This window comes from Ureibacillus sp. FSL K6-0786, from assembly GCF_037965165.1.
GTDB lineage: Bacteria > Bacillota > Bacilli > Bacillales_A > Planococcaceae > Ureibacillus > Ureibacillus thermosphaericus.
In genome coordinates, this window is the sequence record NZ_CP150191.1 from 76,042 (window position 1) to 88,076 (window position 12,035).

Genomic DNA, 12,035 nt, shown 5'->3' on the forward strand with positions numbered 1-12,035 from the left:
TCAGCTTAATTTGGCTTCTTTTTTAACATCTCTGATAAGGTTATAGCTGCACCCCGAGCTGGTTGTTCGACAAACATATGTGTTACAGCACCAACAAATTTACCATTTTGCAAAATGGGACTTCCGCTCATCCCTTGTAATATGCCACCTGTTTTGGATAAAAGATTTTGATCGGTTATTTCAAATTGTAAATAATTATCTTCAATCTTCACAATTTCAATTGTAAAGGATTCAACTTTTGAACCTTCAATAGCTGTAAGAAGTTCTGCTTTTCCTAATTGAATTTCATCATCATGCATAATCTCAATAGGCTTACGCATTATTTCTTTTACATCTAATTCCCAATTACCAAAAATACCATATATATCATTGGATGAAATATTTCCTAAACGTATATCGTCATGATTAATGACAGAAATTTTATAACCAGGATTTCCAGGGCTCGATTTTTTTATTTGCTCAATAGACGCTAAAAAAATAGAACCATCTGTAAATTCAGGTGGTTTATTTAATACACCGTCGATGATTTGATGACCTAATGCACCGTATTCTTTCGATTCAGGATCAATAAAGGTTAATGTACCGATGCCATCCGTTTCATCTTTTAGAAAGGGAAGTATATTATTTGCTTGATCGTTTGTTAGCGTAATGGTTCTTGTATGATTGGTCGATTGTTTAATGGTAAGGCTTATTTCCGAATCAGTCATGGATTCCTTCAACATCTCGATGGATTGTATTGGCTTTCCGTTGACTTCTTTTATAATATCACCTTTTTTTAACCATTGTCCATTTGGTAATAATACATCATGAGCTACATATATAAATGGTAATTCTAACTGTATCCCTATCGATTCACCCATCGGAATTAGCTTTTTTGCTTCGGCTGCTGCTGAAGGTGACAAAAGTGCAAGTGCGATGGTGAGCACAAGATAAGTCAACAGATTACGCAAATGGCATTTCATAGTCCACCTCCTCAAATTGTTTGTAACATTACTATGTGTAACTGTTCTTTTAATAATGTGAGGTAAATATTTGTCGCTTAGGTACTTTCAAAATTAGTAAAAGTAGATTTTGTAATATAAGGAGTCATCAAATGATGACTCCTCCTTATTGCATCGAGGTAGAACTTTTTAATTGTTCTTTGATTTCATTTTTCTTTATAAGTGCCAATTGCAATAATTCTCGCGCATGTTGCAACGTTAATTCTGTAATTTCAGTTCCACTCATCATGCGACTAATTTCTTCTACTCGTGTATCATTTTCAATTACTTGAACTGTCGTAAAAGTACGGTTTTGTTCAACTTGTTTTGATATTAAGTAATGCTGATCTGCCATTGCTGCAACTTGAGGCAAATGAGAAATGCATAATACTTGTGAATTGAATGAAATATTGGCGATTTTTTCAGCAATTGCCTGTGCAACGCGGCCGCTTACACCTGTATCCACTTCATCAAAAATGATGGATGTAATTTGAGATTTCGATGAAAAAATGGTTTTTAATGCAAGCATTATTCTCGATAATTCTCCACCGGATGCAATTTTTGGCAAAGATTTAGGAGGTTCTCCTACATTGGTGGATATATAGAATGATATATAGTCTTTCCCATTTATGTCGAAATTATTTAAACGCTCAAACTGAACGATAAATTTCGCTTTTTCCATATGTAAATCACGAAGCTCATTCATTATGGCTTCACTCAATATACCTGCACATTTTTTTCGAACTTTCGTTAATTCATCACACAATTGGTCTAATTCAGATTCCATTTTTCTTAAATCTTGTTCTTTTTGTTGAATAGCTTCATCTCGATTTAATAGTGTGTTTAGTTCTTCTTTAATTTTTTCATAATATGTAATAATCTCTTTTACGGTACTTCCATATTTTCGTTTCATCATTTGATATTGTGCAAGCCGTGATTCTATTTCATTTAATCGTTCAGGGTCAAATTCAAGTTCATCAATGATATTTTTGATTTGATATGAAGCATCTTGCAACGCATAGAATGAAGATGATACAGCTTCAAAGGAATCATGAAATTGCTCATCTAATGAAACGATATCTTCCAAAGCGCTCATCGCTTCTCCAATACAATCTAGTCCTTTTAATTCTCCAGAAATTGCATCGTATGCATGAATGGCTCGTTCATAAATCTTATGAAAATTTTGCAATCGTTTCCGTTCTTCAAGTAAAGCCTCTTCTTCTTTTTCTGATAATTTTGCATCTTCTAGCTCTTGAATTTGGAATTGATACAAATCAATACGTTGAGCTGTCTGTTGTTCATCGATATTGATGGCATCGACTTCTTTTTTTAATAGACGATATTCATGATAGAGGCGATGATATTTGTCTTTGATTGGCTGGATTTGTTTTTCCGCAAATTGATCAAGTAAATCGATATGGCACTTCTCATCCATTAATTCTTGGCTTTCATGTTGTCCATGAATATCCACTAACGTGGAGCCGATATCACGTAAAATTGATAATGTAACAAGTTTTCCATTAACTCGACATACGCTTTTTCCGTTTTCATTAATATCTCTCCGTAATATAATGGTACCTTCTTCATGGTCTATACCGGCATCAGATAATTTTTCAAAAACAGGATGATTGTCAGAAACGAAAAACAGTCCTGTTAATTCCGCTTTTTTTGCACCGTGTCGCACAAATTCTTGACTTGCTCGTCCACCAGCTAACAAATGAACAGCATCGATAATGATGGACTTTCCGGCTCCTGTTTCACCTGTTAGAACGGTTAATCCATCATTAAAGTAAACGGTTAATTCGTCGATTATGGCGAAATTACGTATATTCAGCTCTTTCAGCAAACTGACCACCTCATATTATATTAAATCTAAAATGCGTTGCTGTATGATTTCCCTCTGCCCTTCATCTCGTACAATGATGAGAATCGTATCATCACCGGATAATGTACCTAATACTTCCGGCCATTCTAGATGGTCAATCAAAACTGCAACAGCATTTCCGTTTCCTGGAAGTGTTTTCAACATTAAAAAATGAGCGACGCCATCAATGCTGACAAAAGAATCGGTTAAAGCCCTTTGCAATTTTTGCAATGGATTAAACCGTTGATCTGCCGGTAAACTGTATTTGTATCGCCCATCAGGAAGTGGTACTTTCACTAAATGTAATTCCTTAATATCTCTTGAAACCGTTGCTTGTGTAACATTAAAACCTGCTTCTTTTAAAGCAGAAACTAGTTCATCTTGCGTTTCAATTTCATTGTTAGCAATAATTTCACGAATTTTCATATGCCTTTGACCTTTACTCATAAATAGCACCTCTTAATGTATATAAATGTATATTTATACTATCATTATAAGTTCTTATTCAGCAAGTAAAAATAGGGAATGACGATTGCCATTCCCTAGCATACAACTTAATTTAATTCTTGGTGAGCTAATTCAACAACTTTTTGAAAATCAGTGAATGCCGAAACATGTTGTCCTTCTGATGCTTTTTGTAGATGGAATAAAAATTCAATATTCCCTTCCCCTCCCGTAATTGGAGAGTAGGTAGCATTTTTTACTACAAAACCAACATCTGTCGCCATTTTTGCAGTGTTTTCCAACACTTCTAAATGGGTTTTGGGATCACGAACAATGCCCTTTTTCCCCACTTTTTCTTTACCAGCTTCAAATTGTGGTTTAACAAGTGCCACTACATCACCGTTCGGAAGTAAAATGTTGTGCAAGACTGGTAAAATAAGCGATAAAGAAATAAAGGAAACATCAATCGTCGCAAAATCTGGTAATCCCTTTGTAAAATCTTCCGGCTTTGAATAGCGAAAATTTGTTTTTTCCATTACCGTGACGCGTTCATCTGTTCTTAATTTCCAAGCTAATTGGTTGGATCCTACATCTAAGGCATAACAATGTTTAGCGCCGTTCTGAAGAGCACAATCAGTAAATCCCCCAGTAGATGAACCAATATCTAGCATTAATTTTCCTTCCACGGACAAATCGAATTCTTGTAAAGCTTTTTCTAATTTTAAACCGCCGCGACTGACGTATTTTAATTGTTCACCTTTTACTTCCAACGGCGCATCAATCGAGATTTTTTCTCCCGGCTTATCAATTCGCACTTCTTTTGAAAAAACAATGCCCGCCATGATTGCTCTTTTTGCTTTTTCCCGGGTTTCACATAATCCCCTCTGTACGAGAAGAACATCTACCCGTTCTTTCGGAGATTTCGTCATACGGTATTTTTACCTAACGATTTTTTAATTAAGGATTCAATGCGAGCAATTGTTTCTTCTTTTGTAATGTGCAATTCTTCCAATAATAAATCGACACTGCCATGGTCCACAAAACGATCTGGAATCCCCATTCGTTCTATTTCAACTTGGTTGTATTTATTATCGCTGGCAAACTCTAAAATGGCACTGCCAAATCCACCTTTTAATACGCCTTCTTCAATCGTTAATATCGGCATATTTTTCCCCATGATGTCATGAAGCATGTTGTCATCAAGTGGTTTGATAAATCGAGCATTCACTACTTTCACATGTATATTACGACTAGCTAGCACATCTGCAGCTTCTAAAGCCATCGAAATAGTCGTACCGAACGTTAAAATGGCTGCATCTCGACCTTCTCTCAGCACTTCCCAAGAACCAATTGGAATCGTTTTTAGCTCCTCATCAAGGGGAACGCCTACCCCATTGCCGCGGGGATAACGGAGAGCGATTGGTCCTTCATTATATTCAATAGCAGTTTTGACCATATGTTGCCCTTCGTTTTCATCTTTCGGCATCATGATTACGATATTTGGGATATGGCGTAAAAAGGCAATATCAAAAACACCTTGATGGGTATCGCCATCTGCACCGACAAGTCCCGCACGATCAATGCCAATGAAAACATTTAAATTTTGGCGAGCGATATCATGCAGTACTTGATCATATGCTCGCTGTAAAAATGTCGAGTAAATTGCTAAAAATGGCTTCATATTTTGTGTCGCTAATCCCGCAGCCATTGTCGTTGCATGCTGTTCTGCAATTCCAACATCGAAGAATCGATCTGGAAAATCTTTTTGAATACCTTCCATTTTCGAACCTACTGGCATTGCAGGTGTGATCGCTACAATACGTTTATCTTCTTTCATTAATTTTCGAACGGTTTCCGAAACTAAACTAGACCAAGAAGGGCCTTTGGCATTATTTTTGACGAAGGCTCCTGTTTCAATTTTATAAGGTCCTGTACCGTGCCAAGTACCAACTTTATCTTCCTCAGCCGGCTTATATCCTTTTCCTTTTTTTGTCACTACATGAACAAGAACCGGTCGATCTTCTACTTTTTTGGCATATTCTAACGTTTTTTCTAAAGCATCGAAATCGTGGCCGTCAATCGGACCTAAATATTTAAAGCCCATCTCCTCAAAAAACACTCCGGAAACAACAAGATACTTTAAACTGTCCTTCACACGATCAGCCGCATGAGCAAGTTTTCCACCAAATACAGGCACTCGCTTCATCAAAGATTCTAATTCTTCTTTCGCCTTAGAATATTCCTTAGCAGTTCTTAATCGGCCTAAAATATTGTGCAATGCACCGACATTTGGCGCGATGGACATTTCGTTGTCATTTAAAATGACAATCATTCTTCTTCGATCGTGCCCAATATGATTCAATGCTTCTAGTGCCATTCCACCAGTTAAAGCCCCATCGCCAATAATCGGAACAATATAATTGTTTTCCTTCTTTATATCTCTCGCAACGGCCATTCCCATTGCTGCTGATAATGAAGTTGAACTGTGACCCGTTTCCCATTCATCGTGCTTGCTTTCTGCTCGTTTTGGAAAACCACTTAACCCTTTATATTGACGTAATGTGTCAAATTCTCTTGCTCGTCCTGTCAAGATTTTGTGTACGTATGCTTGGTGACCTACATCCCATAGAAACTTGTCAAAAGGGCTATTAAAGGCTCTATGCAATGCAATAGTTAATTCAACTACCCCTAAATTTGGTCCGATATGTCCACCTGTAATTGAGCATTTTTCTATTAGAAAATCTCGAATGTCTTGAGCAAGTTCCTCTAATTGTTGCTTATTTAACTTTTTTAAAAAGGATGGACCAGTAATTGTCGTTAAATCCATCTCTCACACACCTTTTCATCAGTTTATTCACATCGAAGTTTTAACCATTATATCAAGCTAATATCAATGGCAAAAGCGATTTATTTAATCTATTAATTATTTCTGGATATGATATAGTTCGCAAATTCTCTTAATAATGTCGTGTCTTCCGATAAATTATCCAACGCGTTCAGAGCGTATTGATAATGTTCATTTAATTTTTGTTTTGCACCATCCAGTGTGAGTAGTGCAGGATAAGTACTTTTATTGCTCTCTTCGTCCTTTCCAGCTGTCTTTCCTAACTGTTCTGATGTGCCTTCCACATCTAAAATATCATCTTGTATTTGAAATGCGAGGCCAATATGTCGTGCATATTCTATTAACGCTTTTCGAGCTTCCATTGTTGCATCGGATAATACTGCACCCGCTTCAATGCTAAAACGAAGAATTGCTCCTGTCTTATTTAAATGGACTTGTTCCAGTTCCGATAAATTCAATTGACGGTTTTCACCATCTAAATCTAGAACTTGTCCCCCAACCATGCCTTCCGCACCGCTAGCAACACTTAATAAGTTGATTAATTCAACCTTTTTATCAGCAGAAATATTTTCCATTCGCGCTAAAACACCAAAAGCCAATGTATTTAAAGCATCTCCGGCAAGGGTAGCCATCGCCTCTCCGAATACAACATGATTCGTCGGTTTACCGCGTCTTAAATCATCGTTATCCATACTAGGTAGATCATCATGGATGAGGGAATATGTATGAATCATTTCAACCGCAGCACCAACAGTATAAACTTCTTTTTGTTTATAGTTAAACATTTCGGAAACGGCAACGACAAACAATGGACGAATTCTTTTTCCTCCTGCCCTTAACGAGTATAACATAGATTCTTTTAATGTATGCGGTGCAACTAATCGTTCCACTTGGTATTCAAGTTCACGGTTAATATAGTCAAGATGTTCATTTATAAATAGCTTTAAACGATTATTCATTGTATTATTCCTCTCCATTTGTTGGTTCGAAAGGCTTCTTCTCGCCATTTTCATTGACAATTGAAATCAATTGTTCTTCAGCATTTCTTAGCTTTTCGTGGCAGTATTTTGACAACTCCATACCCTTTTTATATAAGTCAATGGCTTCTTCTAGTGGAACATCTCCCTGTTCTAATTTACGAACAATCTCCTCTAATTCCGTCATTGCATCGGCAAATGTTTGTTTAGTCATCTTTTTCACCAACTTTTTCTTGAATTTCTATTACCTTTGCATGCACGATTCCATCCTGAAGATGGATCGAAAGGTCATCTTGTTTTTCTAATTGAGAGATCGATTTAACGACCTTTTCATCTTTATATGTAACGCTAAATCCTCTTTCCATAATTGTCAAAGGATTTAATGCTTGAAGGGTGCGAATCGTGTAATGGAAATTCTCTTTTTTTCGATTTAACGCTTGAAAAGCAGTTCTTGTCAACAAGTACGAAATTTGTTCTAATTGTTTCTTATAATAGACAATTGCATTTTGTGGTGAATGAATTTTTAACGTACCATCGAGTTGAGATAATTCATTTTTCTTTTTCATCAGGAACATTTGACTGGCTCGTTGTAAATTTATATCCGCTTGAATCAATCTTTCTGTAAAAGGCCGATACAACCGTTCAGGTTGAGATAAAGGATACGATTGTTGCAATTTATTAAGACGATTTCTTTCATAAATCAACTTGCTTCTTACGATTTGATGCATTTGGGATTGAAAAGCTAATATTCGTTGATATAGTTCCTGAATGTTCGGTACAGCTAGCTCTGCAGCGGCAGTCGGTGTTGGTGCACGGAGATCTGCAACGAAATCTGCAATCGTCGTATCTGTTTCATGACCCACTGCACTAATAATTGGTATACGACTCTCAAAAATCGCTCTTGCAACAATTTCCTCGTTAAAGGCCCATAAATCTTCAATGGATCCTCCCCCTCGACCTACAATCAGTACGTCAGCAAATCCTTGTTCGTTCGCCAATTGAATATTTTTCGCTATAGATTGTGCCGCACCATTTCCTTGGACAAGGGTAGGATAGATGATTATTTCTGCAAGTGGATATCTTCTATTAATGGTTGTGCAAATATCGCGAATTGCTGCACCTGTTGTTGCTGTACATACACCGATTACTTTTGGAAATTTTGGAATTGGTTGTTTAAAGTTTGGATTAAATAATCCTTCTTTATGTAATTTTTCTTTTAATTGATTAAAAGCGATAAAAAGACTTCCGATACCATCCGGTTCCATCGATAGTACATATAATTGATATGAACCTTGAGCTTCGTAAACATTAACATCTCCACGTATAAAAACTTGCATGCCATCTTCAGGTTTGAATTTTAATTGGCTTGCATGTGTCCGGAACATCAGTGCATTAATTCGAGCGGCATCATCTTTTAAAGTGAAATAAATATGCCCAGAAGTATGTATTTTTACGTTGGATAGTTCACCTTTCACATAAACTTCTCGTAAGTGTGGATCCGCATCAAATTTTCTTTTAATATATTTTGTTAAAGCTTTCACTGTTAAATAAGAAGATGGCATCGTGTGTAACTCCCCTTTTGCAAGCCTGTTATAGTACAAAAATTGTAACCATTAGAAAAGCTGTTTTCCTAGAAAAACAGCTTTCTCTTTCATTGTACAATTTTTATCGTTATTTGTCGCCTAATGTTTTTTCTGCCGATTTAACTGTATTATACAGCAACATCGTAATCGTCATTGGCCCCACTCCACCTGGTACAGGGGTAATATATGAAGAGATTGGTTCCACTTCTTCATAGTTTACATCGCCAACTAACTTGTTGTTTTCAACTCGGTTGATACCTACGTCTATAACGACAGCACCTTCTTTAACATGTTCACGCGTAATGAAATTCGGACGGCCTACAGCGGCAATTAAAATATCCGCTTGCTTCGTAATAGAAGGTAAGTCTTTCGTTTTTGAATGGGTATATGTAACTGTTGCATCTTTTTGCAGTAACAGTTGGCCCATTGGTTTACCAACGATATGGCTACGACCCACTACAACTGCATGTTTTCCTGCGATTTCGATGCCAGAGTACTCTAATAATTTCATAACGCCAAATGGAGTACATGGTAAGAATGTATCTTGCCCCAACATCATTTTACCAACGCTAACTGGTGAAAAACCATCGACATCTTTATCTGGTGAAATTGCGGCGATCACCTTATCTTCATTAATGTGTTTTGGCAATGGCAATTGTACTAAAATACCATGAATCTCTTTTCGTTCATTTAACGTGTGAATTTGCTCTAATAACTCTCCTTCACTTGTATTTTCAGGTAATTTAATCACTTCTGAATAAATGCCAATCGCTTCACATGAACGATGCTTATTTCGTACATACGTTTGAGATGCTGGATCTTCACCTACTAAAATAACAGCTAAACCTGGTGTTACTCCCATTTCCTTTAATTCTTTCACTTTTTCTGCAATTGACTCGCGGATTTGTTGCCCTATTGCTTTTCCATCAATAATTTGAGCCATGATTCTTCCTCCCAGTGCTTTCTCTAATTTCATGGAACTTTTAAAAATGAATGTTCTTACTGTTCAACAAACTTAGAAAGTACTCCATTGACAAATTTGCTAGATTTGTCATCTCCAAAAGTTTTTGCTAATTCGATTGCTTCATCCAACACGACTGCTGAAGGTGTCTCATCCATATAAAGTAATTCATATAAGGCTAATCGCAAAATAGTTCGTTCTATTTTAGGCAAACGATATAACGACCAATTCTCTAATTTTTCTTCAAGTTGATGATCAATTTCTTGTAGTTTTTTAGTTACACCATATACTAACGTTTTAAAAAAAGGATTCATTTCATTGTCTTCTATAATATGACTAATTGCCTCTTCTAGCGTTAAATCGGTATTTTCTAACTGAAATAAAACTTGTAACGCTTTTTCACGAATCTCGTGCCGTTTCATAATTTAACTCCTTCATTTCTAACATTCGTACCTATTATAACTATTGTTTGCAAAAAATACATTAGCAAATCACAATTTGATAAAAATACAACAATTTCTATTATAACATTACTTTTTCATGTTAAAGAAATAAAAAATTTTTATGGCGTACATGAAATGTAAAAAGCTCCATCAGCAATTCGACTAATGGAGCTTTAAAATTCTTTACATATTCATTTTGTTGTTGATGTTTTTTTCTGTTTCTTTCGCCTGCTTAAAATCTTTCTTGTAATGAACTTCTTGCGCTTTTGTTAATTTGTTGTTTTTCTCGGATAATTTTTCGTGGATTGGCTTTTTCATTTTCTCTCTCTCCTTTCTCACTTATACTTCGTTAGTTTAAACGTTTGGAGGAGAGATATTCTTTTACCATCTTTTATTTGAAATATCTTGCCGCATTGACAGCCTTTTTCCAACCTTGATACAGTTTCTCTCTTTTTTCTGAACTCATATTTGGTTCAAATCTTCTTTCAAGATTCCAATATTGTGCAATCTCATCTTGATTTTTCCAAAAACCAACTGCCATTCCAGCAAGATAAGCAGCACCCAACGCCGTTGTTTCATTCACAGAAGGACGCTCAACCGGTACGTTTAATAAATCGGATTGAAACTGCATCAATAAATTGTTTTTCACAACGCCCCCATCTACCCGTAAAGACTTTAATGGAATTTCTGAATCCGATTCCATCGCACTACACACATCTTTCGTTTGATAGGCTAATGATTCCAAGGTTGCTCGAATGAAATGCTCCTTCGTCGTTCCTCGCGTTAAACCGAATATAGCGCCTCTTACATCGCTATCCCAATATGGTGTTCCAAGCCCAACAAAAGCAGGTACTACGTAAACCCCTTCTGTTGAATCAACTCTTTCTGCATAACGTTCGCTTTCACTGGAATGTTGAAACATGCGAAGTCCATCCCTTAACCACTGGATGGCAGAACCAGCTACAAAAATGCTACCTTCTAATGCATATTCCACTCTTCCATCGATTCCCCAAGCGATTGTTGTAAGTAGTCCATGTTTTGATTGTACAGCTTTTTCACCGGTATTCATCAACATAAAGCAGCCGGTACCGTATGTATTTTTCACCATACCTGGAGTGAAACATGCTTGACCGAATAAAGCTGCTTGTTGGTCACCAGCTATGCCACTAATCGGTACCTCAACTCCAAAAAAGTTCTTTTTTGAAACATATCCATAAACTTCTGAAGATGGACGAACTTCCGGCAGCATTGTACGAGGCACGTTTAATATTTCGAGCAACTCTTCATCCCATTTTAAATCATAAATGTTATACATTAAAGTTCTAGAAGCATTGGAATAATCCGTCACATGTACAGATCCTTCTGTTAATTTCCAGATAATCCACGTATCAATTGTCCCGAATAGTAAGTCTCCTTTTTCAGCTTTTTCTCTTGTCCCTTCCACATGATCTAAAATCCATTTCACTTTCGTTCCTGAAAAGTAAGGGTCAATTAATAATCCTGTTTTATTTCGAAATAATTCGTTATAGCCTTTTTCATTCAACTCGTCGCAAATTTCTGCAGTTTGTCTTGATTGCCATACAATGGCATTATAGACCGGATTCCCGCTGTTTTTATCCCAAACAACCGTCGTTTCCCGTTGATTTGTAATGCCAATTGACGCAATTTGCTCTGGTTGTATATTTTTTTCAGATAAAACTGACGCAATTACCGATAAAACCGAACTCCATATTTCATTCGCATCGTGTTCGACCCAGCCTGGTTTAGGAAAATATTGATTGAATTCTTTTTGAGCAATATGAACAACTTCTCCATGTTTATTGAACAAAATTGCTCGTGTACTAGTTGTTCCTTGATCTAGAGATAAAATATATTGTTCCACATCCTTCACTCCTTCCACATTCCACCCATTGAATAATTTATTCTTGATGGATAGTA

At 36.4% G+C, this 12,035-nt stretch carries 12 protein-coding genes; all 12 read right to left on the reverse strand.

Going from position 1 to position 12,035, the window contains the following annotated elements; translation table 11 throughout:
• Positions 1-5 precede the first annotated feature (5 nt).
• Positions 6-962 carry a SpoIVB peptidase S55 domain-containing protein gene (locus NSQ18_RS00400; protein WP_168412230.1) on the reverse strand — a complete coding sequence of 319 codons (957 nt, stop codon included), beginning with the start codon at positions 960-962 and terminating at the stop codon, positions 6-8.
• Between the two features lie 145 nt (positions 963-1,107).
• The gene (recN, locus tag NSQ18_RS00405) at positions 1,108-2,826 is read right to left on the reverse strand and encodes a DNA repair protein RecN (RefSeq protein ID WP_096550976.1); all 1,719 of its coding nucleotides are present in this window, start codon (positions 2,824-2,826) and stop codon (positions 1,108-1,110) included.
• Positions 2,827-2,841: 15 nt separating this feature from the next.
• A complete protein-coding gene (gene argR, locus NSQ18_RS00410; protein ID WP_016837756.1) occupies positions 2,842-3,291 on the reverse strand; it encodes a transcriptional regulator ArgR in 450 nt (149 codons plus the stop codon).
• A 107-nt stretch (positions 3,292-3,398) separates the two neighbouring features.
• Entirely contained in the window at positions 3,399-4,217 is an 819-nt protein-coding gene (locus NSQ18_RS00415; protein ID WP_016837755.1) for a TlyA family RNA methyltransferase, read from the reverse strand.
• Entirely contained in the window at positions 4,214-6,115 is a 1,902-nt protein-coding gene (dxs, locus tag NSQ18_RS00420; RefSeq protein ID WP_339288562.1) for a 1-deoxy-D-xylulose-5-phosphate synthase, read from the reverse strand. Before dxs ends, NSQ18_RS00415 begins: the two co-directional genes overlap by 4 nt.
• A 92-nt stretch (positions 6,116-6,207) precedes the next feature.
• Entirely contained in the window at positions 6,208-7,092 is an 885-nt protein-coding gene (locus NSQ18_RS00425; protein WP_016837753.1) for a polyprenyl synthetase family protein, read from the reverse strand.
• Between the two features lie 4 nt (positions 7,093-7,096).
• Positions 7,097-7,324 (reverse strand): exodeoxyribonuclease VII small subunit, encoded by a 228-nt coding sequence (locus NSQ18_RS00430; protein ID WP_016837752.1) that lies wholly within the window; start codon positions 7,322-7,324, stop codon positions 7,097-7,099.
• On the reverse strand, positions 7,317-8,672 hold the full coding sequence (gene xseA, locus NSQ18_RS00435; protein WP_016837751.1) for an exodeoxyribonuclease VII large subunit: 1,356 nt from the start codon (positions 8,670-8,672) through the stop codon (positions 7,317-7,319). The genes NSQ18_RS00430 and xseA overlap by 8 nt, the downstream gene beginning before the upstream one ends.
• Before the next feature lie 109 nt (positions 8,673-8,781).
• Entirely contained in the window at positions 8,782-9,639 is an 858-nt protein-coding gene (gene folD, locus NSQ18_RS00440) for a bifunctional methylenetetrahydrofolate dehydrogenase/methenyltetrahydrofolate cyclohydrolase FolD (protein WP_339289553.1), read from the reverse strand.
• Between the two features lie 53 nt (positions 9,640-9,692).
• A complete protein-coding gene (gene nusB, locus NSQ18_RS00445) occupies positions 9,693-10,076 on the reverse strand; it encodes a transcription antitermination factor NusB (RefSeq protein WP_016837749.1) in 384 nt (127 codons plus the stop codon).
• 204 nt (positions 10,077-10,280) lie between these two features.
• Entirely contained in the window at positions 10,281-10,415 is a 135-nt protein-coding gene (locus NSQ18_RS00450; protein WP_016837748.1) for a YfhE family protein, read from the reverse strand.
• Between the two features lie 73 nt (positions 10,416-10,488).
• Entirely contained in the window at positions 10,489-11,979 is a 1,491-nt protein-coding gene (gene glpK, locus NSQ18_RS00455) for a glycerol kinase GlpK (RefSeq protein WP_026019025.1), read from the reverse strand.
• Positions 11,980-12,035: the final 56 nt, after the last annotated feature.

What these genes read in the sequence shown, in the direction of transcription:
- NSQ18_RS00415 (WP_016837755.1), bottom strand. Translation starts at nt 4,217, where the DNA reads ATGACGAAATCTCCGAAAGAACGGGTAGATGTTCTTCTCGTACAGAGG.
- argR (WP_016837756.1), bottom strand. Translation starts at nt 3,291, where the DNA reads ATGAGTAAAGGTCAAAGGCATATGAAAATTCGTGAAATTATTGCTAAC.
- NSQ18_RS00450 (WP_016837748.1), bottom strand. Translation starts at nt 10,415, where the DNA reads ATGAAAAAGCCAATCCACGAAAAATTATCCGAGAAAAACAACAAATTA.
- NSQ18_RS00430 (WP_016837752.1), bottom strand. Translation starts at nt 7,324, where the DNA reads ATGACTAAACAAACATTTGCCGATGCAATGACGGAATTAGAGGAGATT.
- NSQ18_RS00425 (WP_016837753.1), bottom strand. Translation starts at nt 7,092, where the DNA reads ATGAATAATCGTTTAAAGCTATTTATAAATGAACATCTTGACTATATT.
- xseA (WP_016837751.1), bottom strand. Translation starts at nt 8,672, where the DNA reads ATGCCATCTTCTTATTTAACAGTGAAAGCTTTAACAAAATATATTAAA.
- nusB (WP_016837749.1), bottom strand. Translation starts at nt 10,076, where the DNA reads ATGAAACGGCACGAGATTCGTGAAAAAGCGTTACAAGTTTTATTTCAG.
- dxs (WP_339288562.1), bottom strand. Translation starts at nt 6,115, where the DNA reads ATGGATTTAACGACAATTACTGGTCCATCCTTTTTAAAAAAGTTAAAT.
- NSQ18_RS00400 (WP_168412230.1), bottom strand. Translation starts at nt 962, where the DNA reads ATGAAATGCCATTTGCGTAATCTGTTGACTTATCTTGTGCTCACCATC.